24 protein-coding genes are annotated in these 24,496 nt (G+C 50.6%); 12 read left to right on the top strand and 12 right to left on the bottom strand.

Translation table 11 applies throughout. From position 1 onward, the window contains the following. Positions 1 to 91: 91 nt before the first annotated feature. Positions 92 to 1,591: an IMP dehydrogenase gene (locus AC506A_RS20855; RefSeq protein ID WP_495462939.1), complete on the top strand. Its 1,500-nt coding sequence runs from the start codon at positions 92 to 94 to the stop codon at positions 1,589 to 1,591. Between the two features lie 83 nt (positions 1,592 to 1,674). Here AC506A_RS20855 and AC506A_RS20850 read toward each other — a convergent pair whose 3' ends face one another. Together AC506A_RS20850 and AC506A_RS20845 are read right to left on the bottom strand one after the other, a co-directional pair. After that, the gene (locus AC506A_RS20850; RefSeq protein WP_495462938.1) at positions 1,675 to 2,028 is read right to left on the bottom strand and encodes an antibiotic biosynthesis monooxygenase family protein; all 354 of its coding nucleotides are present in this window, start codon (positions 2,026 to 2,028) and stop codon (positions 1,675 to 1,677) included. A gap of 36 nt (positions 2,029 to 2,064) precedes the next feature. After that, positions 2,065 to 2,673, bottom strand: a complete 609-nt coding sequence (locus AC506A_RS20845) for a DUF2087 domain-containing protein (RefSeq protein ID WP_495463115.1) — start codon at positions 2,671 to 2,673, stop codon at positions 2,065 to 2,067. An 840-nt stretch (positions 2,674 to 3,513) separates the two neighbouring features. Between AC506A_RS20845 and AC506A_RS20840 the strand changes: the two genes are divergently transcribed. After that, positions 3,514 to 4,185, top strand: coding sequence for an MBL fold metallo-hydrolase (locus AC506A_RS20840; protein WP_495462937.1), 672 nt, complete (start codon positions 3,514 to 3,516; stop codon positions 4,183 to 4,185). Here the strand turns inward: AC506A_RS20840 and AC506A_RS20835 are convergent. The 3 genes from AC506A_RS20835 to AC506A_RS20825 form a co-directional block, all read right to left on the bottom strand. Continuing rightward, complete coding sequence (locus tag AC506A_RS20835) at positions 4,182 to 5,147, bottom strand: helix-turn-helix transcriptional regulator (RefSeq protein ID WP_495462936.1); 966 nt, start codon at positions 5,145 to 5,147, stop codon at positions 4,182 to 4,184. The two genes, AC506A_RS20840 and AC506A_RS20835, sit on opposite strands and share 4 nt — an antisense overlap. A gap of 17 nt (positions 5,148 to 5,164) precedes the next feature. Then, positions 5,165 to 6,349: an RluA family pseudouridine synthase gene (locus AC506A_RS20830; RefSeq protein ID WP_495462935.1), complete on the bottom strand. Its 1,185-nt coding sequence runs from the start codon at positions 6,347 to 6,349 to the stop codon at positions 5,165 to 5,167. A gap of 858 nt (positions 6,350 to 7,207) precedes the next feature. Then, entirely contained in the window at positions 7,208 to 8,041 is an 834-nt protein-coding gene (locus AC506A_RS20825; protein WP_495462934.1) for a phytanoyl-CoA dioxygenase family protein, read from the bottom strand. A gap of 146 nt (positions 8,042 to 8,187) precedes the next feature. Between AC506A_RS20825 and AC506A_RS20820 the strand changes: the two genes are divergently transcribed. The 6 genes from AC506A_RS20820 (at position 8,188) to AC506A_RS20795 (ending at position 15,715) form a co-directional block, all read left to right on the top strand. Continuing rightward, positions 8,188 to 9,069, top strand: coding sequence for a helix-turn-helix transcriptional regulator (locus AC506A_RS20820; RefSeq protein ID WP_495462933.1), 882 nt, complete (start codon positions 8,188 to 8,190; stop codon positions 9,067 to 9,069). 104 nt (positions 9,070 to 9,173) lie between these two features. Beyond that, entirely contained in the window at positions 9,174 to 10,751 is a 1,578-nt protein-coding gene (locus tag AC506A_RS20815; protein WP_495462932.1) for a stalk domain-containing protein, read from the top strand. A gap of 165 nt (positions 10,752 to 10,916) precedes the next feature. Then, on the top strand, positions 10,917 to 12,722 hold the full coding sequence (locus tag AC506A_RS20810) for a B12-binding domain-containing radical SAM protein (protein WP_495462931.1): 1,806 nt from the start codon (positions 10,917 to 10,919) through the stop codon (positions 12,720 to 12,722). 68 nt (positions 12,723 to 12,790) lie between these two features. Beyond that, a complete protein-coding gene (gene mgrA, locus AC506A_RS20805; RefSeq protein ID WP_495462930.1) occupies positions 12,791 to 13,783 on the top strand; it encodes an L-glyceraldehyde 3-phosphate reductase in 993 nt (330 codons plus the stop codon). A gap of 183 nt (positions 13,784 to 13,966) precedes the next feature. Then, positions 13,967 to 14,944, top strand: a complete 978-nt coding sequence (locus AC506A_RS20800; protein WP_495462929.1) for a phosphotransferase — start codon at positions 13,967 to 13,969, stop codon at positions 14,942 to 14,944. Between the two features lie 45 nt (positions 14,945 to 14,989). Further along, the gene (locus tag AC506A_RS20795) at positions 14,990 to 15,715 is read left to right on the top strand and encodes a DsbA family oxidoreductase (RefSeq protein WP_495462928.1); all 726 of its coding nucleotides are present in this window, start codon (positions 14,990 to 14,992) and stop codon (positions 15,713 to 15,715) included. A gap of 81 nt (positions 15,716 to 15,796) precedes the next feature. Here AC506A_RS20795 and AC506A_RS20790 read toward each other — a convergent pair whose 3' ends face one another. Genes AC506A_RS20790 through AC506A_RS20780 form a run of 3 tightly spaced genes read right to left on the bottom strand, consistent with a single transcriptional unit; the run spans position 15,797 to position 17,250 of the window. After that, positions 15,797 to 16,162, bottom strand: a complete 366-nt coding sequence (locus AC506A_RS20790; protein ID WP_495463114.1) for an EamA family transporter — start codon at positions 16,160 to 16,162, stop codon at positions 15,797 to 15,799. 2 nt (positions 16,163 to 16,164) lie between these two features. Further along, on the bottom strand, positions 16,165 to 16,527 hold the full coding sequence (locus AC506A_RS20785; RefSeq protein ID WP_495462927.1) for a DUF2304 domain-containing protein: 363 nt from the start codon (positions 16,525 to 16,527) through the stop codon (positions 16,165 to 16,167). Between the two features lie 18 nt (positions 16,528 to 16,545). Beyond that, positions 16,546 to 17,250, bottom strand: coding sequence for a glycosyltransferase family 2 protein (locus AC506A_RS20780; protein ID WP_495462926.1), 705 nt, complete (start codon positions 17,248 to 17,250; stop codon positions 16,546 to 16,548). Positions 17,251 to 17,371: 121 nt separating this feature from the next. On the opposite strand from AC506A_RS20780, the gene AC506A_RS20775 reads away from it, so the two are divergent. The 3 genes from AC506A_RS20775 to AC506A_RS20765 all read left to right on the top strand — a co-directional run bounded on the left by AC506A_RS20775 (position 17,372) and on the right by AC506A_RS20765 (position 20,687). Further along, positions 17,372 to 18,646 (top strand): glycosyltransferase family 39 protein, encoded by a 1,275-nt coding sequence (locus tag AC506A_RS20775; RefSeq protein ID WP_495462925.1) that lies wholly within the window; start codon positions 17,372 to 17,374, stop codon positions 18,644 to 18,646. Positions 18,647 to 18,766: 120 nt separating this feature from the next. After that, the gene (locus AC506A_RS20770; RefSeq protein ID WP_495462924.1) at positions 18,767 to 19,822 is read left to right on the top strand and encodes a hypothetical protein; all 1,056 of its coding nucleotides are present in this window, start codon (positions 18,767 to 18,769) and stop codon (positions 19,820 to 19,822) included. Between the two features lie 4 nt (positions 19,823 to 19,826). After that, on the top strand, positions 19,827 to 20,687 hold the full coding sequence (locus tag AC506A_RS20765) for a DUF8832 domain-containing protein (RefSeq protein WP_495462923.1): 861 nt from the start codon (positions 19,827 to 19,829) through the stop codon (positions 20,685 to 20,687). A 108-nt stretch (positions 20,688 to 20,795) separates the two neighbouring features. On the opposite strand, the gene AC506A_RS20760 is transcribed toward AC506A_RS20765, so the two are convergent. The 4 genes from AC506A_RS20760 to mnmL form a co-directional block, all read right to left on the bottom strand. Then, positions 20,796 to 21,761, bottom strand: a complete 966-nt coding sequence (locus AC506A_RS20760; RefSeq protein WP_495462922.1) for a type I phosphomannose isomerase catalytic subunit — start codon at positions 21,759 to 21,761, stop codon at positions 20,796 to 20,798. Between the two features lie 40 nt (positions 21,762 to 21,801). Then, entirely contained in the window at positions 21,802 to 22,209 is a 408-nt protein-coding gene (locus tag AC506A_RS20755) for a VOC family protein (protein WP_495462921.1), read from the bottom strand. Positions 22,210 to 22,279: 70 nt separating this feature from the next. Then, positions 22,280 to 22,897 (bottom strand): tRNA 5-(aminomethyl)-2-thiouridylate-methyltransferase MnmM, encoded by a 618-nt coding sequence (gene mnmM / locus AC506A_RS20750; RefSeq protein ID WP_495462920.1) that lies wholly within the window; start codon positions 22,895 to 22,897, stop codon positions 22,280 to 22,282. A gap of 1 nt (position 22,898) precedes the next feature. Next, complete coding sequence (gene mnmL / locus AC506A_RS20745) at positions 22,899 to 23,867, bottom strand: tRNA modification radical SAM protein MnmL/YtqA (protein ID WP_495462919.1); 969 nt, start codon at positions 23,865 to 23,867, stop codon at positions 22,899 to 22,901. A 309-nt stretch (positions 23,868 to 24,176) separates the two neighbouring features. On the opposite strand from mnmL, the gene AC506A_RS20740 reads away from it, so the two are divergent. Continuing rightward, entirely contained in the window at positions 24,177 to 24,362 is a 186-nt protein-coding gene (locus tag AC506A_RS20740) for a hypothetical protein (protein ID WP_475781205.1), read from the top strand. Positions 24,363 to 24,496: the final 134 nt, after the last annotated feature.

The following is a 24,496-nucleotide window of genomic DNA, read 5'->3' as shown; positions in this document are numbered from 1 at the left end:
TTTGGCGACGACAACTTCCATTGCGCGTTTTCAATCACTGTGATATGCTTGTAAGAATTTATCCGGAATTGGATTGCAGGAGGCGACATCTTTGGCTCATTATTACATGGAACCATCCCGCACCTTTAGCGAATTTTTGCTGGTGCCGAATTTAACCACGAAGGATTGCAACCCTTCAAACGTAAGTCTCAAAACACCGATCGTGAAGTTCAAGAAAGGTGAGAAACCGGCCTATTCGTTGAATATTCCGTTCTCATCCGCCGTTATGCAGGCAGTCTCCGACGATCGTATGGCCGTTGCACTTGCGCGCAGCGGAGGCATCTCATTTATTTTCGGCTCTCAGTCTGTGGAAAGCCAAGCGGAGATGGTGCGCAAAGCGAAGAGCTATAAGGCGGGCTTCGTAGTCAGCCGCTCAAACCTGACGCCAGAGCACACACTGAAAGATGTGCTGGAGCTCAAAGAGCGTACTGGTCATTCCAGCGTTGCCATTACAAGCGATGGTTCGCCGAAAGGCAAACTGGTGGGCATTGTAACCGGCCGTGATTATCGGATCAGCCGGGACCCGCAGTCCAAAGCGGTTAGTGAGTTCATGACACCATTCTCGAAGCTGATTTATGGCAAATCCGGTATTACACTTTCAGAAGCCAATGATCTGATTTGGGATCATAAGCTGAACTGTTTGCCTATTGTAGACGAGCAGGGCAATTTGGATTATTTGGTTTTCCGTAAGGATTATGATGAGCATAAAGAAAATCCGTCTGAGCTGCTTGATGCGAATAAGAGCTATATCGTTGGTGCGGGTATTAATACGAAAGACTATACAGAACGTGTACCGGCGCTTGTTGCTGCAGGCGTGGATGTGCTCGTTATCGATTCTTCTGACGGCTACTCGGAGTGGCAGAAAGAAACGATTGCATTCGTGAAATCGAACTCCGATGTGAAGATCGGCGCTGGTAATGTAGTTGACCGCGAAGGTTTCCTATACCTGGTAGAAGCAGGCGCAGACTTTATCAAAGTCGGTATCGGCGGCGGTTCGATCTGCATTACGCGCGAACAGAAGGGGATTGGCCGTGGACAAGCTTCGGCGATGATCGAAGTTGCTGCAGCGCGCGATGAATATTTCCAGCAAACCGGCATCTATGTGCCGATTTGTTCTGATGGCGGTATCGTGCACGATTATCACATTACGTTGGCACTCGCTATGGGCGCAGACTTCGTTATGATGGGCCGATATTTCGCCCGTTTCGACGAGAGCCCGACTCGCAAGCTGAAGGTCGGCAACAACTTTGTGAAAGAGTTCTGGGGCGAAGGCTCCAACCGTGCACGCAACTGGGAACGTTACGACACCGGCGGCAAAGCGGGACTAATGTTCGAGGAAGGCGTGGACTCTTACGTGCCTTACGCAGGAAGCTTGCATGAGAACTTGAGCAAGACCATTCACAAAATCAAATCGACCATGTGCAACTGCGGTTCGCTTACGATCGCAGAACTGCAGCAAAATGCACGTATCACGCTGGTTTCGGCGACGAGCATCATTGAGGGCGGCGCGCATGACGTGATTTTGAAAGAGAATAGCATTGCCGGAGAATAATTAGAATAGGGCTGCTCGGAAGGAATCTGAAACGATTCGCCGGGCAGCCCTTTTTGTTGTTTCTATATGACTTAGAAAATAACTTAGAAAAAATAATTACGCTCTACACGGCTGATCCGTACGCTGTATGATGCATACCAGTCTGTTCTGCCTTTATCCTGCGCGTTTAGGTGGAGGGGGTTGGCTTTCCAATTCTTAATGGCATCAAGGGATTCCCAGTAGGAAATGGTGATGCCGAGCCCATCGCTGTCGCGTGCGCTTTCAACACCCAGAAAACCTGGCTGTGCGGCAGCAAGCTTACTCATTTGTTCTGCCATATCGCCGTAGCCCTTGTCGCCCGGAGTCCGGAGCGAGGTGAAGATGACGGCGTAATAAGGAGGCTCCGGTGTCTTGGCGATGCCGGAGGACTCGAGATGATCGTTGGAATGGCTGCTCATCGGTAGTAGTATACCTCCCAATTGGTCTAGTATGGTTTAGGATAATGTTTCCCAGCGCTCCCACATTTCTTGCGGGTTCCGTTCATACACTTCCTGCTCGCGATACAAGTAAGCATGCATGATGAACTCGCGGCGAATGGTGGCGAAGTCGGCGTGGAACTGCTTGATGAATTCGTTAAGTTCCTTCTCCGTGTAGCTTCTGCCTTCCTCGAGCTTCTGCGCCAAATGCTCCAGCACGATTCGTTTCTTCTTCAGTTGAGCGGGGATATGCTTAAGTTTACCGTCAGCAGTGATGAAATTACGCAGTACAGTCTGCTTTAATCGTTCGTTTTTCTCGTCCATGGGTTCGATCTCCTTCGTTTCCTTCGTCGCAGGCCGTGCAAGGATGGATTGCAGCGAGCCTTCATATTGCCCTAGAAAATAATGATCCAGCGAGAAGAAAATCGCATTCTTGTCGCGACGCTCGTGAATGAGACTGACTGCCCGCAGTTTGGCGGCATGATGCGTGATGGTAGCGGGGGAAAGACAAAGTTTCTCCGCAAGCAGTTGTCCGGTCATTTCGCCTTCCGCCAGCAAAATAAGCATTCGGATGCGAGTAGGATCAGCGAGTGCTTTATGATAGTTGACGATCTTATCAAGCTGCATCATGGCTGTGGCCTGCCTTTCGATATATGTTAGATGATTATCTAATTAGAAGATAATCTAATTAGATGAACATGTCAATCCGCAAATTGTAAAATAGGCGATATTCTATATCCGGATATCGATTAGAACGCAATATAATAGGGATCTCGCTTGTCTATGACAACCGAAATCCCTATCCATACGAACCATTCCTATTCAATTGGATACTGCACTCCATTCCATTTTCCAAACAACAACCGTTGCTAATCACTATTTTTGCTGATCTTGCTCTTACTGTTGATGGATCCTCATTCTTGAATTTTTAATTATTCATTTCCTAATCGTAATCCTTGCTTAAACCCGAAATGCTCAACCTGACCATTGATCGAAATAATGACCTTGCTCACTGTTTCCCGCATGTCCCGAAAACAACTATACCGGATAACTCCTTTCCCGAATCATTGAGGGACATACTTCGCTAACCTTCTTCAATGGACTATCCCCTCTCAGAGAAAGTGGAGATCTTCTTGATCAACCAGCTTTCTTCTCTACCCGAGCCTCTCGGCTTGGGGGCGAGCTGCTTGTTTGATCTGACCTTAGTGTACAGGCAATTCGCCTATTATGTAAATATTCAGAAAAATCAAAATAATGCCAATCTGACGAGATATTTGCCTATTATCTCTACTTTTCTCGCGATTCTTTACAATTACTCCATATATCGAATTTTGTCGTTTTTTGAAGGAGGCAGAAAATGTATTGACAGAAAGTTAGTCGGAGCATATATTATAACCAGTGGTTAGTAACCGTTGGTTATAATTCTTCGTCGCTAGGAAGAAACATGGGAATAGGAGTGGTTTTTACATGAAAATCGAGCGAATTTCGGAGCATGTATGGTGTTTAAGGATATGGATGGTAATCCCCATCCGGGTATGGGTGGTCACCGGTGAGGACGGCGTAACGCTGGTGGATGCGGGTATTCCGCTTATGACAAAGGGCATCATTTCATTCATAGATCAATTGCAGGAAGGGCCGCTGAAGCGTATCGTGCTTACCCACGGGCATTCGGATCATGTCGGTGCGATAACGGGATTATTGGCTCGATATCCAGATGCCGAGGTGTACGCGCATGAGATCGAGTTTCCGTACATGGAGGGGAGCAAACCTTATCCAAGACGCAAGAAAGCGGGGCAATCAGTTAAAGCAGGCCTGGCAAAACCGCTGGAGCAGGGCAATGACGGGCTTGCAAATATCGGCAGCTTGAGCGTTTATCATACCCCAGGTCATGCACCAGGGCATGTCGTGTATTTTCATGAACAAGATGGCGTGCTGCTTGCCGGAGATCTGTTTACTTCGAAGAAAGGCCGCCTTCGCAGGCCGATGCCGATGTTTACGGGAGATATGGCAGAAGCGATCCGAAGCAGCGAAATCGTGCGAAAACTGCAGCCGAAGCGATTGGAAGTTTGTCATGGAGGACCGGTTATGCAGCCTGCTGCACAGCTGGATGCTTATCAAGCTGCAAGCAGGGCGCATTAACGGGCATGATGCTGAAGAAGCTGGGCTGCTATTTCCGCTAGCCGCTCTTTCAGTTGGGGCGGCTCCAGCACTTGAATGCGAGTTCCGAAGCTGAGCAGGTGATAGGGGATAAAGGTTTGGACCAAATGCTCTTCCATCATAAAATTGGCGGTATCGATAGAACGATTGACGAGTCCTTCGCTGAACAACCACAATTCACAGAGGGCATTCAGGGCTTGCGGGTTACCTTGAATCACGATGGAGATGAGTTGATCTTCACCTTCGGGTTGTCTCTTTAAATTCTGGATCAGAAAAGAACGTGCCGAGAATGCTTCCGGACGCTCGAATACGTGGTCCGTTCCGTTTAGTGTTATGATGCGATCCACACGAAAGCTGCGCGTGGCTTGCCGGAGATGGCAGTGGGCGATAATGTACCATTTTCCTCTCCAATGCACGAGGCCGTAAGGGTCAATGGAACGTTCCTGTTCATTCAAGCCATAGCCCTTCTGATAGACCATATGTTGCGTCGTGCAGCTTGCGACAGACTGCTCAAGCTGTTGAAGGAAACCCTCAATATTCGATTGGGGTGCGGATGGATTTACCACCTCGAACCCAACCATATGCCGTTCAATCTCGCTGCGCTGCGCCTCATTGGTGTAGCGTTTTAATTTTGTAACGGCCTGTTTCAGCACGTCACCATAGGGATAGCCTGCTTCCTGTGCGAAGAGTGCAGCGTGAATAAGCGCCTTTTGCTCCTCCAGATCGAAGAAGAGCGGCGATTCTTTAAAATGCTCAAGCAGGCTGTATCCGCCGTTATGGCCGGAATCGGCTACAATCGGAACGCCGCTCGCACAGAGTGCATCGATGTACCGGTATACGGTCCGGATATGCATTTCGAGCGAGTCGGCCAGCTGTTTGGCGGTCATTCGTTTATTCGCTTTAAGCAGCCACAGGATGGCCAGCATGTTGTCTGCTTTGGACACGGAGGGCTGCCTCCTTATTATTTTGGAATAAAGCCGTCCTTGAACGGATTCAAGAAAAGTTTCGGAATATCGGTTTCGAAGCGAACCAGCTTGCCCGTAGACGGGTGCAAGAAAGCTAAGAGCCGCGCATGGAGACCAAGGCGAGGAATAGCCTTTGATTTGGAGCCGTACTTCTTATCGCCGACAATCGGATGCCCGATGTCTTCCATGTGGACGCGGATTTGATTTTTGCGGCCTGTTTCAAGTGATACCTCGAGCAAGGAGTAATTCCGATTGCTCTGCACCACTTTGTAATGTGTGACTGCATGCTGGGCGTCGGTTGGATTGGAGGTGGAGTACATTTTGAGCGTTTTGCTTTCTTTGAGATACGATGAAATGGTGCCTTCCTGCTTCTTGACCATTCCTTCGACGAGTGCGATGTACGTTCGTTCTTTCACCGTGTCCTGCCACGTGTTCTGGAGTTCCTGCTGTACGCGCTCGCTCTTGGCAAACATCATAACGCCGGAAGTGTCGCGGTCGAGGCGATGGACAACGAAGATCCGATTGTTTGGATCCGTCAGGCGAACATGTGCGGTTAGTTGGCGATAGGCAGTCAGCTCGGACTCTTGATCGGAGGCAATGGACAGCAGTCCTGCTTCTTTCACCACGACGATGAGATTGTCATCCTCGAATAGTATTGAAAGACCAATCAAAGGAGGCGCTTCTATGATGCGCTCCTTGGAGACCGTCACGGTCTGCCCGGGCTTCAGCGCGAAGTTGAACACTTTCTGCGTCTTGCCATCTACTGCGATTTGGCCGCGACTCAGCATAGCTTTGATCGCGTTGCGGCCTTCGCCTTTCACGGATTGAAGCAAGAACGCCAGCAGTTCGGCGTTCTCTTGCACGGGGTAGCTGCGGCTTGACGCCGGCGCAGCTTGGCGCGGCGCTGCCGCTGCCGCTGCTCTGGCGGCGCCAGCGTTGCCACGCGCGCCGGGGGCGTTGGCGGCTTTGCCATGTTTGCCGGCGAAGCCAGGCTTGCCGCGAGAAGCGGAAGCGCCGCGAGAATCGGCGTTGGAGCCGGCGAAGCCAGGCTTGCCGCGCGAAGCGGAAGCGCCTGCGGAATCGCGGGAAGCTCCCGATCCGGATTTAGCGAATGCGGCGGACTGCTTGTTCCCGGCATTCAATTTTTGTTTAGGTGATCTTGATTGTTGCTTGTTATCCATTCATAAACGCTCCTAGTACGAATTGTATATTCATTTTACTATACCGAAAGAAGCGCAGTCATACAAATAAGACATTGTCCTCGTGGACGATTCTTGTGCGATTTGAGGTTTAGGATGTTCGAAATGGTAGCGGGTACGAGTGAATTTCGCGGAAATGGAAGGCTGTAAGCGGCTATACCGCTCTCATCAGCGAAACGAGGCCGAAGTGAGGCGCAAAAGAGGATATACCGCTAATAATGTGGCACAAACGCCGAAACCAAAGTAAACTCGCCCTTATCGAGAGCTGATGGCGGATATTCCGCTCTCATCAGCGAAACGAGGCCGAAGTGGAGCACGAAAGAGGATATACCGCTAATAATGTGGCACAAACGCCGAAATCAAAGTAAACTCGCCCTTATCGGGAGCTGATAGCGGATATGCCGCTCTCATTAGCGAAACGAGGTCGAAGTGGAGCACGAAAGCGGATATCCCGCTAATAATGTGCGTTATCGCCGAAACTAATTAGAGTATTGACCGCCCTCGCCCTTGAGAGTGCATAAATTGAACTCTCAGCGGCGAATCCGCCGAAAAGCAGAGTTGAGAATTCGAAAGTCGAACTCTCACCATACCACGCAAGCCCCGGTCGGCCTCTGCCGAAGCTGAGAGTACATTAATCGAACTCTCAGCGGTGGATCCGCCGAAAAACAGAGTTGAGAGTTCGAAAGTCGAACTCTCACCCTGCCAAGCAGCCCCGGATTGGCCTCTGCCGAAGCTGAGAGTCCCAGTCCCACTCTCAGGAGCGAAACGGTGGCGAAAGCCGGGAGGCCGCCGCAAGGGCCAACAAAAAAGCCGAGCGCATACGCACTCGGCTCCAATCTCCTACACCTGTACCCCTTGCCTCCGGTACACTTCCGGAAAATGCTCGCCGACCAGCAGCTCGCCGGGCTGGACGTTCACGTAAGAGAGCATGACATGCTCGCCAACCGGCTCGTAGCGGGTATGGCCCGGCATATAATGAACCGCGATGGCGCGGCGTTTCATGTCGGAGCGATTATGCGGGCTGCCGTGCCAGGTTAGGCAATGGTGGTAGCCCACTTGGCCTTTCTTGATTTCGAACGGCACTGCTTCGACGACGGCATTGTTTGGCAGCATCTCCGGACGCTTGTGGAACGGCTTGAATTCCTTCGTGCTGGAGAGGTAACGCTGGTGGTTGCCCCATTTGTGACTGCCCGGCACCATCCACATGCAGCCGTTCTCAATGACGGCATCATCGAGCGCAACCCAAGCGCTCACGAGATCAGCAGGTTGGATGATCGGCCACAGCGGATGATCCTGATGCCACGCTGTAGGACCGCCGGTAACCGGAGGCTTATATTGAATTTGATCATGCCAAATCCGCAGCGAACTGGTATGCGACAGCTGTGCAACCTCCTCGCAGATGACCGGATGAGCGGCATGCTGCAAGAAGCGATCGCTTGCGAGCCAGATATTCACGATTTGGACGACTTTCTCGCTCGCGATCATTTTCATATTGTCGTAAGGGGAGTCCGATGAAAGCATGTTATGGTTCAAAACCGGCTTCTGCACCGTTTCGCCATTCATGACTTTATCTAATTCTTCACGCAGCGCCTCAACCTCCGAATCGCTGAGCACGACGTCGCCTTTCAGAAACCCGTTGTTTTCAAATTCCTCAATTTGTGCTTGACTTAACATAGAATGATTCCTCCCTGAACCCTAATGAGTTGGCTTTACTTCACTGCTATGTGCTAAGCATAATGCAATTTGAAAGCGGTGTATTTACACATACACAACAGGGCTTTGCACTTTTCAAATATTGTGATGAAGGAGTCGATCCCCGCATGTCGCTGCCACATCCCGATTATGTAATTGGAGCGATCGAAGATCTGCTGCCTACCGTTAATTTTGCAAGTCATGCCCAAGCAGAGCCGCAAATGGTGTTCGGACCCCGAATTATCCCGGACTACCAGCTTTTCTACATCCTCTCAGGAGAAGCTGAGGTGCGTATCGGATCAGAACGATGCGTCCTCGGACCGGGAGACAGTGCGCTGTATGGTCCTCATTGTCCACATAAATTGACGATATCCAGCGAGGTCGTCTTTATCGGCATCCATTTTACCTATCGCGGCGCTTCGCTTGACCCCTTACATCCGGCCTTTACGATTGAGAGCTGCAGCGAGGAGACGCTTCTGTCCGGCAGACGAAGCAGCTACAAGCTCGAAATTACTGGCCAAGAGGAGCTGGAGCTGCCGCCGTTTTTCACCATTCCAGGGCTTGAACCGATCCTGATGCGGATTGTAAAAGAGTACTTAAACGAGCAGCCCGGCTACACGATTGTGATGCGTGCTCTGATGACAGAGCTGCTCGCCGTTATTGTTCGGAACCAGTTGACGAAACGTCCGAAGTCGCAGGAGCAGCGCAAGATCGATCCGGCCCTGCATGCCATGAATAAGGAACCCGAGAAAAACTGGAGTGTCGCCGAGCTCGCCGCGCTGTGCGGCTACCATGTCATCTATTTCTCTTCCTTGTTTCGAAAATGCACTGGCGAAAGTCCGAAGCAATATCTCATCTCCGAACGAATTCGCAAGGCAAAGTACTATTTGCTGAGCGGGGAGAAAATGGAGGTTATAGCAGAGCGGCTGGGTTATGCGAGCGTTCATTATTTTTCGCGGAATTTCAAAGAAGAGACGGGGCTTACGCCGACGGAATTCAAGCAGCAGTAATCGTTATTTTCTAGTATCTAGCAAATTGCATTTGATAGACAAACTAGAGGGTGGATGATACGATAGTTTGATGTAAGATTTAGGGATTATTGGAGGAAACACGCGTGAGTCTGACTATCAATTTGAAGCAAAAATGGCTCTTATCCGTCTTAGCTGCAGGACTTGTAATAGCACCGCTATCCGTGAACGTGAATACGGCTGAAGCCGCATCAGCAAGTGCAGCAACCGCCCCGGCAGCCTATGCCGCAGTCGCTGCTAAACCGACCAACCAGACTACTTCTGTCCTAGTAGATGGGAAGAAACTGGCGATCAGCCCTTCGCCCCTAACGCAGAAGGGGACGACTTTTGTTCCGATGCGCACGATCTTTACGGCGCTAAAGGCGAGTGTAACCTGGGAACCGAAGACGAAAACAATTATTGCTGTTAAGGGACGTACAACGATCTCCCTGCAGCTTGGCAATAAGAAAGCGGTCAAGAATGGGAAAAACATCCTGCTCTCGCAAGCGCCGCAGCAGTTGAATGGCGCAACCATGGTGCCGCTCCGTTTCATCGCAGAGGCGCTGGGCGCCGATGTGCAGTTCGATCAAGCGAAACATGTGATCCGAATCACGTCTGCTGAAGCTATTCAACAGAAGAAGCAAGATGCGATTGATCATGCAGAGCAAGAGAAGCACCCGGTCCTCATGACAACCAAACAAATCGTCGCGAAGAACGATGATAAGGTCGTGATGATCATGACGGACACTGCGCAAGGCAGCGGCGTCGTTATTGGGAAAGACGAGATTTTGACCAACTATCATGTCATTGCGGATGCGGCCAAAGGAAGCGCCATGCTTCTGAATGGGACGGAGCTGGAGCTGCAAGGCGTTGTCGGCTACAACGAGAACTACGACTTGGCAATCGTCAAGACGAAGACTGCACTCAACGTAGAGCCCGTAGATATCGGTGTCGGCGCAGCCAAAGGCGATCATGTCGTCGCAATCGGCAGCCCGCTCGGTTTACAAAATACGATTTCCGATGGCGTAATCAGCAACATTACCTTTGACGGCGCACAGTATTATCAAATCAGCGTGCCAATCGATCACGGCAGCTCAGGCGGCGGTTTGTTCAACGATTACGGCGAGCTGATCGGAATTACGGCTGCAGGTATTGATACAACGCAGGCTGATTTGAATTTTGCTGTATCTTCTATGAATATCTTAATGCTTAAATACGATTTGGAAGAAACACCGCCTACGAAGATCGAATTTCTGCCTCCTACTCTTCCGGAAACGCTAGTAGGCGAGTCCACGGATACGATTAAGCAGCTGATCAAGGATGAGTTTGCGGAACTGAGCACATCAGGCGGCACAACAGAGCTAGGGCAAGTGGAAGTGAAGCGGGATGCGCAAGGATGGCTGGTCGTAAGCGCAGTGATCGATCCGGCGATCTATATGCAGTATGGTCATGAGTCCAGTGAAGAAATGCGAACTTGGGCATTGAACACCGGCTATGAACTGCGTCGCATGCTCCCGGACGATACGATCCAGCTGATCGTTTACTATGATCAAGAGTTTAGCTTCGAGCCTCGCGGCTTCGCGCAGGATGAAGTAACGGCGCTTGGCAACGGCAAATGGCGCGTCAAATTTCCAGTTATTTCGTATCAGGGCAAAGATAAAGTATTCGTCAGCGTCCGCGCATAGCGGAATGTTAAACAGAACAATAAGCAGTCCGGTTGAGCTAGGCAGGATGCGTATGCACCCGCCGCGCGAAACGGGCTGCTCTTCTTTTTTAAGTTGATTTTCGTTACAATGGGATAGTTAGGCTAGTCTAGGTTCATATTCAAGCAAATGAAGGAATGACGTTCAATGAAAGTAGTACTTTCCACTTTAAACGCTAAATATATACACACCTCGCTCGCGCTGCGTTGTTTGAAGGCCTACAGCGAGAAGGACTTTGATATCGATATCGCGGAGTTTACGATTAAGGACCCTGCGATGAATATCGTCGCTGACTTATTTGCCCGCAACCCGGATGTTGTGGGCTTCTCCTGCTATATTTGGAACATTGAAGAGACGATTACGGTGATTGACATGCTGCGGAAAATCAAACCTGAAATCCGCATCGTCCTCGGCGGTCCTGAAGTGAGCTACGACACAGCTTTCTGGTTGGAGCGTCTGCCGCAGGTCGACTATATCGTTGTTGGGGAAGGCGAAGAGACCTTCCATCACTTGCTCACGGAGCTTGCGGATACACGCAAATTCCATCTGGTGTTTGGCCTTGCCTTCCGGAAGGAACACCAAGATGGTCGAATCGAGATGATTGTGAATCCACCTCGTCCGAAGCTTGATCTTGCGACGCTGCCTTCACCGCACCGTTTCGAGGAGGATGTGCCGCGTCTGGCAAGCCGTGTCGTCTATTTCGAGACAAGCCGCGGTTGTCCGTTCAGCTGCCAATTCTGCTTGTCGAGCATCGAGGTTGGCGTGCGCTACTTCGATATGGAGCGAACCAAATCGGATCTGCTCTATCTCATCAATGCCGGCGCGAAGCTCATTAAATTCGTCGATCGCACCTTTAATATCAAGCGCGATTACGCGCTGGAGATATTCCGGTTTCTCATCGAGAATCACGGCGGCTGTGTATTCCAGTTTGAAATTACAGCAGATATCATGCGTCCGGAAGTGCTGGATTACTTAGCCGAGCACGCGCCGCCGGGCATTTTCCGCTTCGAGATCGGCGTTCAATCGACCAATGATCTGACGAACGAAGCTGTGCAGCGCCGTCAGAACTTCATGAAGTTGACGCGTACGGTCATGAAAGTTAAGGAAAGCGGCAAAATCGATCAGCATCTCGATTTGATCGCCGGACTGCCGCATGAGAATTACGATTCGTTCCGCAAAACGTTCAACGACGTGTTTGAGCTGCGTCCGGAAGAACTGCAACTTGGCTTCCTCAAGATGCTGCGCGGCACAGGCATGCGTCTCGACGCGGAGAAGCACGGTTATATTTATATGGATCGCGCGCCATACGAGATTCTCGGCAATGACATTATGCCGTTCTCGGACATCGTTCGGATCAAACGAGTAGAGGACGTGCTAGAGAAGTACTGGAATGCGCATCGGATGGATCATACGCTGCTTTACCTTGTGGAGCGGGCATTCCCATCCGCCTTCGATTTCTTCCAGCAGTTCGGCGATTACTGGGAAGGCCGCGGCTGGCAGAAAATCGGTCATCAGCTGGAGGACTTGTTCTCACGGCTGTGGTCGTTTCTTACGGAAGCACATGCGAAGGATGAAGCTGCAGAATGGCAGCTTGATGTCGCGCTCGGCCTGATGAAGCTGGATTACTTCTTGAATCACAACTACAAACCGCGCAAAGTATGGTGGGACTTCAGCATGGAGAAGGCGGAGTGGAGCGGCTGGATGCAGCGTCTTACTGATCGTCCGTCGGATGTGTCGGAAGCATTTGCCGCGCTTGGACTTGGCGAGAAGGAGCTTCAGAAGCATGCTGTAATTGAGAGGCTGCCGTTCCAATTGAAGCGGTATTTGGAGGAAGGCGTCGTTTCGACGGAAGAAGAAACACTGCTGGTTGTCATCTACAGCGGTGGCGGCAAAGGCGATTCAAAGTCGGCTGAATTCTTTACTCTATCGCTTGTTCCTTCCGGCCAAGCTTGAGCCGGGTTGGCATATGGTGTAAAATTTAAGAGGTTTTATACAATCCGCACTACTAAGGAGCAATGAACATGGTATATGCAGCTAATCAAGAGCGTTATGCAACGATGAAGTATAACCGCTGTGGACGTACAGGCCTTAAACTGCCTGCGATCTCGTTAGGGCTTTGGCATAATTTCGGCGGCGTAGACAAGTATGAGAACGGCCGCGCGATGCTTCACCGTGCTTTCGATTTGGGCATTACGCATTTTGACTTGGCGAACAACTACGGTCCTCCGGCAGGATCTGCAGAAGAAATGTTCGGCAAAATGATGCTCGCGGACTTTAAACCGTACCGTGACGAAATGATCATCTCCTCCAAAGCCGGTTACTATATGTGGCCGGGCCCATACGGCGAGTGGGGCTCCCGCAAGTATCTGATTGCAAGCTTGGAGCAAAGCTTGAAACGGATGAACCTGGAGTATGTAGATATTTTCTACTCGCACCGCCCGGATCCGGAAACACCGCTTGAAGAAACAATGGGCGCGCTCGATCACATGGTACGCTCCGGCAAAGCGCTTTATGTTGGGATCTCCAGCTACAGTGCGGAGCAAACGGCGCAAGCCATTGCGATCATGAAGCATCTGGGCACGCCGCTTGTCATTCATCAGCCGAGCTACAACATGTTCGACCGCTGGGTGGAGAACGGCTTGCAGGACGTGCTGGAAGAGAACGGCGTTGGCAGCATCGCGTTCTGCCCGCTGGCACAAGGACTCCTGACGAACAAATATTTAAACGGGATCCCAAGCGATTCGCGTGCGGCAAGCGCAACAGGCTTCCTAAGCGAAAGCGCAGTGTCCCCGGAGCGCGTAGCACAGCTGCAGAAACTAAATGCTATTGCAGCAGAGCGCGGGCAGTCGCTGGCTCAGATGTCGCTGGCATGGGTGCTTCGCGGTGGTCGCGTCACTTCGGCTCTGATCGGCGCAAGCCGCGTCAGCCAAATCGAGGACAACGTTGCAGCGCTGAACAATCTCTCGTTTACGAGCGAAGAGCTGGCAAGCATTGAAGATATTCTAAAGCGTTAATTGAAAAAATAAAGCCTTGGAGGCATGCCTCCAAGGCTTTTTTATGTAACGAAATGAGTCGCTAAATTTACAAAGAACTCACTCAACATCATAACATCCGGCTCCGAAACAGTCTATATTTTTGGCTGGTTTTTCGGTACATTTTGAAAGAATCGTAAACAGGTCTGAGGGAGTTGTTGAGGGATGAGTGAGCGTTGTCCGATTGCGCTTGGTGATTTGACTGCATGTATGCGGGAGGCACTTGGAAACGGAGTAACAGCTGTAGAGGTAGAACGGCTGCATGGCGGGGCACAGAAGGCTGTATATATTGTCCACGCCAAGAACGGTTTTAAATTGATGCTCTACGTCTGGGATCTGAAGCAAAATTACTTTGAAGAAGAGGTTGCGGCCAATTTGGCAAATGGCGAGCAGGGCTCGTTCGGAGCAGAGCTCTTCCGTCATAACAATCAGTTTCTGACCGGGCATGGCGTTCGCACTCCTGCCCTTTATTCCATGGATACGTCGAGGGAGAAATGCCCGTTTGACTTTGCACTTGTGGAATATATGTCCGGCGGCGACTTAATCCCCTATCTGGAGCATTCATCAGAGGCTCTTCGTGATCAGGTGTTTGGCAGGTGCAATGAATTGCTTCACAGCCTGCATCAGATAAAGCGATCATCTTGGGGAAAGGTATGGCTGCAAGGCAGTCGGCAATCGGAACCTTGTGAAACTGGTATTCACGATAATGCGATGGTTCAACTGAATTTCCTTGCAGGCGAGGTCGGACAGATCACGCAGCAGCATGAGAGACTGCTGGAAGTGTTGGAAGGCATGCGCAGCGAAATCCCTCCACGTGAGGACTATAGTCTCATTCACAGTGAACTGGGGCCGGATCATATTTTGCTGAATGGGAATATGGAACCGTACTTCATTGATATTGAAGGAGCGGAGTTCTTCGATCTGGAATATGAGCACAGCTTTCTCCAGTTCCGCTTTCCGAATTATGCGAAGTATTTGTCCAGGGACGACTTGGATGAGACGAGATTACGCTTCTATCGATTCTGCCATCATATATCTTGCGCTTCCGGAGGACTTAAACTGCTGCAAAGAGGATTTCCGAACCGACAGCTGGCAGCAGGAATTTATACCAGCAATCTGGCTCAGACGTTGTCCTACACCTGACCAAGCGGCTATAATGGGCTTATCAGACGAAGGAGTGAAGTCAAGATGAAAGTGGAAATTTGGTCGGACATTGCGTGTCCGTTTTGTTATATCGGCAAGCGTCTCTTCGAGAAGGGATTAGATCAATTCGAGCACAAGGATAAGGTAGAGGTCATCTATCGCAGCTTCCAGCTGGATCCGAATGCGGAGAAATATCCGAAGCATGATGTATATGGATTGGTAGCGGATAAATACGGCGTCTCCCGCGAGCGTTCCATTCAGCTGCATGAGAATTTGGTACAGCAAGCTGCGGCGCAGGGGCTTACGTTCAATTTCGAGCATGCGATTCCGGCGAACTCGCTCGATGCACACCGTTTGATTCATTTTGCAGGTATGCAAGGCAAACGAACCGAGGTAGCGGAGCTGCTGTTCAAGGCGTATTTTACCGATTCCAAGCATATTGCCGAGATGGAGACGCTTCGAGAAATCGCGGTGGAAGCCGGCCTGAATCCGGATGAAGTGGAGACCATGCTGGGCGGCGATGCGTTCAAAGCCGAAGTTCAAGCAGAGAGCAGCGAAGCAAGTATGCTTGGCGCGAATGGTGTTCCGTTCTTCGTTATCAACCGCAAATACGCGGTAGCGGGAGCGCTTCAAAGCGATGTATTCCTCGATGTCCTGCAGAAGGGCTGGGAAGAGGAGAAACCGCTCATCATTCTCGATCCTTCTTCGACAGGCAGCACCGGAGTTTGTACCGATGATTCCTGCGGAATCGGCGAGATCGAACAGAACTAACGCGCAGCGACGTTGAACAATAAAAAGCACGGTAAAGTCCGGAGCCAAATCGCTCCCGAGCTTTACCGTGCTTTTTAGCTTTTACGCATATCTGGCTGACAAGCCGATACATGCGACGCCTGCTAGAATGAGCAGACAGCCGATGATTTTGAGTGCGGATAACGACTCCCCAAACAGGTAATAAGCGCCGATGATGGAGATGATGTAGGCCAGACTCTGGATCGGATAGGCCAAGCTGAGGTCGACCTTCGATACGATAAACAGCCACAATACCGTTGCGCAGCCATAGATGAACAATCCGCCCATGATATAGGGGGAGAACATCAGCTCAAGTATCGTGCGCAGCGATTCGAAAGGTTTCGCGCGTTGCATGAGTCCGTATTTCCACAGAAACTGCCCGCTTACAAGCATGAGCGTATTGGCGAGAATGAGAAGGAATTGGACCACATTCAAAGCGTCTCACGTCCTTCCACAGCCTTCTGAAGATCGAGCAGCTTCTTCTCCATAACGGCGAATTCCTGCGTTAACGTCTTCATTTTCTCCGACTGGTTCGACAAGCTCATCGTCTGCCGCACGAGCAGCGCAAGGATGAAGATAATGGTGACCAGAAACACGAAGGTAGGCATGTAGGCGATGCCCATCCATAAGGCAAACCGGTTGAGCAGCGGGATACAAGCGGCAGCCAGTACGCCGGCAATGGCGGTGATCAGCCAGAGGAACGCATAGCGGTCCTTCAATTTATGGGTTACCGTGAACGAAATGATAAGCCCAAGGAAAAACAACGTAATGACAATAGCGACAAGCTGATTCATCTGGCGGGATCCTTTCGTTTATGAGAAGCTTTTGCGAATGAGCGAGAACATCGTAACCTTCATCATATAGTAAATCGATTTGGACCAGTTGATAGAGGATGAGCCGCCTTGACGGTTGCGCATTTCAACACTGATCTCTTTGAGCTTGTAACCTCGCTTGGACAAGCTGACGAGCACTTCGACCTCCGGATAATCCGTCGGGTAGTTGCGTGAGAACTGCTCGATCGCTCGGCGTCCGACGATGCGAAAGCCGGATGTAGGGTCGTAAACAGATACGCCTGTCAGCATCCGAATCAGCCAGTGAAAGTAGAAAATGCCGATGCGGCGGGAAAGGCTTCCCTTGTAGCTGCTTTCTTCAACAAAACGCGAGCCGATAACCATATCATAGTCATGGCTGGTAATTTCGTTAACAAGCTTCTCAATGTCGGCAGGCCGATGCTGCCCGTCTGCATCCAGTTGAATGGCATATTTGTAGCCGCCGCGGTCTGCATACTTATAGCCGCTTTGCATAGAGCCGCCGATTCCGAGATTCACCGCATGGCGAAGGGAAGGGAATCCCTCTCTTTGAATGATCTCAGGCGTACGGTCCTTAGAGCCATCATCTATCACGACAAAATCATAAGGTGTGTGTCGTTTGAGCTCCTGCACGGTGCGGGCAAGTGTATCTTCTTCGTTGTAGGCAGGAATAATGACTAATATATCGCTGCTCCGTTGTTGCTGCATAATCGTATTACCTTCTTTCCTATCCTTCTACGTGTGCGCCTTGCGTTTCAACAAATCTTTTATAGTATAATAGAAAACGGATCTTTATAGAATACCAGTTAATTGGAAAGGGAGTTATGCTTTGTTTTCACTACGGTCCGAAACGTCCCGGATGCGGAAGTTCGTTTGGATTCTAATGGCGTCGGTTCTACTCATTCATGTGATCACTGTCTTGTCGCTCGGCGACCATTTCCTGCTCGGCTCATATGAGAAACGCAACAATGATGATGTCAAATATGTACATGCCGCGCAGGTTCTGCTCGAGCATCACACGCTTGTTTATAACAGCGGAATGAACCCGACCAACTATATCATGCCGGTAGTTCCTGTTGTGCTCAGCGGATTTATGTCGTTTCTGGATCGCGATGCTGCCGTGATGGGCTTCCGTTTACTCCAGTGCTTGATGCAGGCGGCTTCGGTTTATCTCATTTTCATCATCGCACGTGAAATGCTGGGCAGACGCGTCGCTGTTGTGGCTGTATTGCTCGATGCGCTCTATGTGCCGAACTTGTTTGCCTCTGGTGCGATTCTAACAGAATCGACGTTTAAACTGCTCTTTTTGTTGCTGATTTGCAGCATCATTTATGCCCTGCAGCGCAGAAAGGCATCCGCCTATGTGTTTGTTGGCATCATGCTGGGGCTCTCCTGTTATGTCAAACCGCAATGTGCACTGATCCCGATCTGCTTGCTGATTATCTGGCTCGTAAAGCGTTACAACTGGAAGGATATTTTCAAGTTTACCGCTATCGTTGGTGTATGCAGCATGCTGCTGCTCTCGCCGTGGTGGGTCCGCAACTATGTCGACTTTCATGAATTTATTCCATTCACCAAGTCCACCGGTAATCCAATGCTGCTGGGAGCGCTGATCAAACGGGCCAATCCGCCAAAAGGTTTCTTCGAGCAATATCCGGAATACAAGGATCAGAAGCTGTTCTCAGGCAGCGACAGCGCGGAGAAGCGGGCTGCGCAGCGAGTCATTGCATATGGCTTCAAACATCACACGTTCGATTACGCGTACTGGTTTACGGTCGGGAAGTCCATACAGCTCTTCGAGAGTCCCTTCTACTCCAAGCCGGTACCGGGATTACCTAGACCGGCGATCAACGTGGTGCACTGGCTGTACGTGCTCGCTGGCTTCGCTGGACTCGTCGTACTTGGCATTCGAGGACGTTTGAAGCTGATCTTGCCAGTGCTGCTGCCTTTTCTCTACTATTGGTTCATTCATCTACCATTTATTACCTTCGGACGCTATGGTTATCCTCTGGTATGTCTATTAACGATATTTGCTGCTGCGGGTGTAGTGGCGCTGCTGGAGCGAAGAGGGGTTTGGAAGAAGGACAAGGAGACTGCCGTTTAATCGGCGGTCTTCTTTTTTTGCTGCCCCAGTAGTGGAAAAGTAAACCGGCATAGTACAATGAGACAAGAGTGTGAAGGCGTTTACAGCCTTTGCAAAATGATAGAGCCGGAGGGACGCGCTATGCAATCAGTTCCGATTCAAGCAATGAACGCACGCGTAGTACGAGTGAGCACGGCGAAAGATTATTGGACCATCGTCTTTGGCATTTGGCTGATTGGCGGCATTTTCGTAGACGGGTTTGCTCATAATCATGGGGTCGTCGAAACATTCTTTACCCCATGGCATGCCATTCTTTATTCAGGTTTTATGGTTTCCGCTATTTGGATGTGCTGGCTGCTGTACCGCTCCAAGCGGACTACCGGCTTACCCTGGCTGAAGGCAGCACCTGTCGGCTATGGGCTTGGATTAACCGGCGTTGTCATCTTCTTGCTTGGCGGACTCTTTGATATGTACTGGCATGTTGTATTCGGTATTGAGCAAAACACGGCAGCGCTGCTGAGTCCTTCTCATCTCATGCTGCTGTTAGGTGGGTTATTGATTTTATCGAGCCCGTTTAGGGCAAGTTGGCATAATGAGAAAATGACCAAACCAGGCTGGGTGGAGTTCGCCCCTGCTTTTCTATCCTTGGTCATTACAGTCGGCGCCGTCAGCTTCTTCCTCATGTACGCCTGGATGTTCCGTTACAATTTACCGGCTGCCGCTGTGGTAGACTGGTATGTTAGTCGATTTAGTAATGGGATTGTTGCTGAAAGTAACGAAATGCGCGGTCTTACATACATTTTGCTGGATACGCTTATTTATATGTATCCGGTGTTTCTGCTTATGAAACGATGGCAGCTGCCACTCGGCACAATGACGCTGCTGTTTGCGATGATCACGACGATGATGAATGTGCTGGACGGGTTCGTGTACTACCAGTCGATTATTATTGCAGGTGCCGCAGGTCTGCTGGGTGATCTGCTTTATCGGTATTTGAAGGCGGGCGAAGGCAGAATGTGGGCACAGCGGTTGATCGCGGCGGTGCTGCCCATTGCGCTGTGGGGCTTCTATTACGGGTACATGCATGTGGTCGATGGAATCGGGTGGTCGGCAGAGCTATGGTCAGGCTCGATTGTGGAGGCGACCTTACTTTCTCTAGGCGTTCATTTCCTGTCTGCTTCGAAAGTGAAAGGATAGCGGGATGCGGAAATGGGGCTTGGTACTGAGAGGGCTGGTTATCTCCGGTATAGTAGTGCTTCTCGTAGGCGGCTGTACAGCCAAACCACTTGGCAATGTGGAGATCGATCCACCAACAAGAGGATTGCTTCACTATTTGCAGCAGGATCAAATGACTAATGTGTCTGACCGGGGATATAAAGTGATCGTATCTAAGGAGAAGTCGGTTGAGAGCGGTCGAGAGATTGAATTAGACTTGCAGGTGCTTGATCCGTCTGGTGTAGCGGTGGAGAGCTTTACAGAGGATATGACGAAGCTGATGCATCTGATTGTGGTGAGCGCAGACCTATCTACGTTTTCGCATGTTCATCCGGTTCATGAAGGGCTAGGGAAATTCAAAGTGAAGCTGAGCTTTCCGCATGGAGGTCGGTTTCTGCTTATTTCGGAATTTATGCCGGATGACGTTGGGCTCACGGTATATAAGAAATGGATCACGGTTGGCGGAGCGAAGTCTGTAAGTGAGAAGATTACGGCTAGCGAGTCTATGCAAACGATCGTCTCCGGCGTGGAGGTGACCCTCTCTGCGATGCCTGATCTTACGGAAGTGAAGGCAGGAGAAATGGAAATGCTGAACTTTACATTGAAGGATGCCGCTACCGGTAAGGCCATTATGCTAGAGCCCTATCTGGGAACAGCGGGACATTGCGTTATATTGGACGAGAGTGCCACGCAGTATTTGCATGTGCATGCCGTAACCGAAATGAGCGCAAGCTCATCAAGCGTAATGTTCCATACGCAGTTTCCCAAGGCAGGCCTATATAAGCTATGGGCACAGTTTCAGTATAAGGGGAAGGTGCTTGTTGCCCCGTTTGTTATTAAGTTGTGATTGATGATGAGTATCTCGCCGCTCCCGCGGAACTCTTCAATTTACTTGCCATTGCAAAAAAAAGGCCCTCACAAAAGTTGTCTTGTGAGGGCCTCTTCGTTGTTCGTATTAAGGCGTAACGCTGCGCAGAACGGTCATGCTGCCATCCAGCTCGTAGCTGCCAAGGCTTGCAGGGAGCAAGAAACATTCGCCGGCTTTAACGGCTTGCGTGCCGCCATCCCAGCTCAACGAGCCTGTTCCTTCTGCAATAACAAGAATGACGAATGATTCCGGTGTCGTTGATAGTTTCCAAGGCGCGCGTACAAGCCCTTTCTCAACGACGAAATACGGGGATTCTGCGATGTTTAGCCATTCATTGTCGCCGATCGCATCAGTCTTCATGCGGCTCGCGCCTGCGCCTTCATAAGCGGTCACATTGAGGGAGTCTTCGACATGAAGTTCGCGAAGCTTACCGTCCAGACCTGGACGATTGTAGTCAAACACCCGGTATGTCGTGTCGGAGTTTTGCTGAATTTCAGCGACTACAACCCCAGCGCACAGCGCGTGTACAGTGCCGGCCGGGATGTAGAACGCATCCCCGGCTTCGACCGGTACTTCTTGCAGGCAGTCCATTACACGGCCTTCTTCAATGGCAGAAGCGAGGGCAGCGCGGTCAACGCCTTCTTTGAGGCCGTAGATGATTTTGGCGCCTGGCTCCGCAGCCAGTATGTACCACATTTCGGTTTTGCCAAGCTCGCCTTCCGGCAATCCTTCGTAAGCATCGGTAGGATGCACTTGAATGGACAGATCGTCATTGCAATCCAGCAGCTTGATGAGCAGCGGGAAACGGCCATTCTCGGCGTATCCCTTCGTGCCGAAGTATTCGCGTCCGAATTTCTCGCGAATGTCATCCAGTCCAAGTCCGGCAAGTTCACCATTCATGACTTTGGTTGTGCCGTTCGGATGATCGCCGATCATCCAGCCTTCGCCGATGGAGCCTTCCGGAAGCTCAAGGCCGAATTGCTCCAGTGCGCGGCCGCCCCAGATCCGCTCTTTCATTTCGGGTTTAAATTGCAACGGGTAAGTCTGTGTCAATTGAATCACTCCTCTGTCTAAACTTCCTGGTTTCCTCAAACTACAATAAGGCTTGTGGCTGTGCAGCAGGCTGGAACATTTCTAGGAATTCGCCATCCGGGCCGTAGAAGAAGAAATAACGCGCGCCATTCGGCAGCATTGTAATTTCGGTATCTTTAAGCGGGACGCCAAGATCAGTGATACGTTTAAATTCTGCATCCACATCGTCGACTGTGAATGCGACATGATGTGTGCGACCTTCATCTGACAATTGGCCGTTATAGCCTTCGATCAGTTCGATTTCGGATTCCTGGCCATCGGTACCGGCCAAGAAAGCAAGGCGGATGACATTGTTGGAATGCTTTAAGGTGTAAAGGTATTTCAAACCAACAATCTCGGTATAGAATGCGATCGATTTCTCCAAATCTGAAACCATAATGCCAACATGCTCAAGTTTACGAACTGCCATGAATAACAACCTCCTCATAAATTGGCTAATCTGATCTGAAAAGATTTAAAAGCTCTGACCCTAGCTGGTCTTACAGTTGCCTTTTCTCGATTGCGAGCAAATAAGGTGCCTCTGCTTTCTGCGCCATACGGTACAACACCGTCTGCGCCATTGTCTGAGGCAGCGCGGATGCCCATTGCAGGGCAGCATCGGCTTCTTCAGCGCCGCCGGGGTGACCGGGATATAGCACAACGGTCACGATGCCGGAAGGTCGAAGGACCGAAAGCGCGGCCTCAAGAGCGGCGATCGTGCCATCTGGAGTCGTGATGACGGTCTGATCCGCGCCGGGCAGGTAGCCGAGGTTAAACATAACCGCCGCAGCCTTCCCGTACGAATCGGCAGATAGATGCGCCAGCATATCGGCATGACTCGCATGAACGAGGCGGACCGCTGCCTTTGCCTGAGCTTGCGGCTTGTCCACCACAATATTATCGCCGCTTGCTTCATTGCCGCTTAAGCGCTGCCTCGTCCGCTCCAGCGCTTCCTCCTGGATGTCGAAGGCATAGACAGTCCCGCGGGGGCCAATGAGCTCCGCAAGGAACTGCGTGTCTACGCCGTTGCCGCAGGTCGCGTCAATGACGATGTCGCCAGGCGAAACGCGCTCCTTCACGAGTTTATGAGCCATACTGAGTACGCTTAGGAATCCCATCTTACCGCGCCTCCCACAAGCGGCCTTGCCATGTGTTGCGGGTGGTCAGCTCGCGGTCGATCGCGTTCAGCACTTCCCATTTCTTAAGACTCCACATCGGACCGATCAGCAGATCGCGAGGCGCATCGCCTGTAAGTCGGTGAACGATCATCTCCGGCGGAAGCAGCTCCAGCGTATCGACAATCAGCTTCACATATTCGTCTTGATCCAGAAAGCGGAGCAGGCCTGCTTCATACTGCTTGACCATCGGCGTTTTGCGCATAAGATGAAGCAGGTGAATTTTGATGCCCTGTACATCCATGGCAGCAACAGCTCTGCCGGTATCGAGCATCATTTCATGCGTTTCCTGAGGCAGGCCGTAAATAACATGCGCGCAAACGCGAATACCGCGTGCCCGAAGACGCTTAACCGCATCTTCGTAACAGGCTGTATCGTGAGCGCGATTAATCAGTGTGGAAGTGGACTCATGGATCGTTTGCAGTCCCATTTCGACCCACAGATAAGTCCGTTCATTCAGTTCCGCCAAATAATCGACGACATCGTCAGGCAAGCAATCCGGCCGTGTGGCAATAGACAAGCCGACGACGCCGGGCTGAACGAGGATCGCTTCATAATATTCCCGCAGCTCTTCAACCGGCGCATACGTATTCGTATAGGCTTGGAAGTACCCAATATACTGCGCTTCGGGCCACTTCTGATGCTGCAAATCTCTAATTTTATTGAATTGGGTCACCAAGTCGTCTCTGCGGCTGCCTGCGAAATCACCTGAGCCTCTTGCGCTGCAGAAGGTACAGCCGCCAGTTGCGATCTTACCGTCCCGGTTTGGGCAGGTAAATCCGGCATCGAGCATGACCTTGAAAACTTTGCTCCCGAATTGCTCCCGCATTTCGTAGTTCCATGTATGAAACCTTTTGTCGCTCCACAGGCTAGGCTGAAGGGAGTCGGCATCCGGCTGAGTTTGAACTTTCATTGTTAGGCTCCTCTTGCTTTTATTAAATCTTATATCCCCAATCATAACGAAAAAAGAGACAAAACGCTACGATAAGGCTGTAAACGGCGCCAGTAACGCACTTCATTAGAAGAAAAAAAGCGGTTTCAAAATAGGCGCAATGCTGTAAAAAAGATTAGAAAAGGGCTTGCTAAACCTTACATGAAGTGTTATATTAAAAGTGCGACATAACAGCAAAAACACTACATTTAACCCTCTTTCAACCACTTGTCATAGCAGGTCGATTTTCTGGAAATTCGCTTGAAAATAATCAAGTTGAGGTGATGAGGAATGGATTCACAAGTTAAAATTCCACATGGTGACGAGAAAGTTACGGTCGAATTAACGAGAAAAGAACTCATGTCGCTCGCTGGCATCCGTTTTTACGGTAATCATAATGTTGAGGTTTCCGCTCGCAAGAAGCTGCATGACATTTTGGAGTCGCAAGAGACCGCTCAGAACCAACTGCTCAACTAAACAAGTAGTCAAGGCCATTACCAGCCGAAGGCGTATCCCGCGCCCTCGGCTTTTTATATGCACAGAAACTGGAAAAGCCTTGCATACGCGCGGACTTTACAAGTGCAGCGCAATTCGGGCACAATAGGGACTAG

It is taken from the genome of Paenibacillus sp. N22P23 (genome assembly GCF_059383735.1).
This window is presented reverse-complemented; position numbering and strand designations above follow the sequence as displayed.

Excerpts from the sequence above, each read along its gene's own strand:
- AC506A_RS20850 (WP_495462938.1), bottom strand. The coding sequence starts at position 2,028 with ATGAGCAGCCATTCCAACGATCATCTCGAGTCCTCCGGCATCGCCAAG.
- AC506A_RS20845 (WP_495463115.1), bottom strand. The coding sequence starts at position 2,673 with ATGCAGCTTGATAAGATCGTCAACTATCATAAAGCACTCGCTGATCCT.
- AC506A_RS20840 (WP_495462937.1), top strand. The coding sequence starts at position 3,514 with ATGAAAATCGAGCGAATTTCGGAGCATGTATGGTGTTTAAGGATATGG.
- AC506A_RS20830 (WP_495462935.1), bottom strand. The coding sequence starts at position 6,349 with ATGGATAACAAGCAACAATCAAGATCACCTAAACAAAAATTGAATGCC.
- AC506A_RS20825 (WP_495462934.1), bottom strand. The coding sequence starts at position 8,041 with ATGTTAAGTCAAGCACAAATTGAGGAATTTGAAAACAACGGGTTTCTG.
- AC506A_RS20820 (WP_495462933.1), top strand. The coding sequence starts at position 8,188 with ATGTCGCTGCCACATCCCGATTATGTAATTGGAGCGATCGAAGATCTG.
- AC506A_RS20810 (WP_495462931.1), top strand. The coding sequence starts at position 10,917 with ATGAAAGTAGTACTTTCCACTTTAAACGCTAAATATATACACACCTCG.
- mgrA (WP_495462930.1), top strand. The coding sequence starts at position 12,791 with ATGGTATATGCAGCTAATCAAGAGCGTTATGCAACGATGAAGTATAAC.
- AC506A_RS20800 (WP_495462929.1), top strand. The coding sequence starts at position 13,967 with ATGAGTGAGCGTTGTCCGATTGCGCTTGGTGATTTGACTGCATGTATG.
- AC506A_RS20795 (WP_495462928.1), top strand. The coding sequence starts at position 14,990 with ATGAAAGTGGAAATTTGGTCGGACATTGCGTGTCCGTTTTGTTATATC.
- AC506A_RS20785 (WP_495462927.1), bottom strand. The coding sequence starts at position 16,527 with ATGAATCAGCTTGTCGCTATTGTCATTACGTTGTTTTTCCTTGGGCTT.
- AC506A_RS20780 (WP_495462926.1), bottom strand. The coding sequence starts at position 17,250 with ATGCAGCAACAACGGAGCAGCGATATATTAGTCATTATTCCTGCCTAC.
- AC506A_RS20770 (WP_495462924.1), top strand. The coding sequence starts at position 18,767 with ATGCAATCAGTTCCGATTCAAGCAATGAACGCACGCGTAGTACGAGTG.
- AC506A_RS20765 (WP_495462923.1), top strand. The coding sequence starts at position 19,827 with ATGCGGAAATGGGGCTTGGTACTGAGAGGGCTGGTTATCTCCGGTATA.
- AC506A_RS20755 (WP_495462921.1), bottom strand. The coding sequence starts at position 22,209 with ATGGCAGTTCGTAAACTTGAGCATGTTGGCATTATGGTTTCAGATTTG.
- mnmM (WP_495462920.1), bottom strand. The coding sequence starts at position 22,897 with ATGGGATTCCTAAGCGTACTCAGTATGGCTCATAAACTCGTGAAGGAG.
- mnmL (WP_495462919.1), bottom strand. The coding sequence starts at position 23,867 with ATGAAAGTTCAAACTCAGCCGGATGCCGACTCCCTTCAGCCTAGCCTG.
- AC506A_RS20740 (WP_475781205.1), top strand. The coding sequence starts at position 24,177 with ATGGATTCACAAGTTAAAATTCCACATGGTGACGAGAAAGTTACGGTC.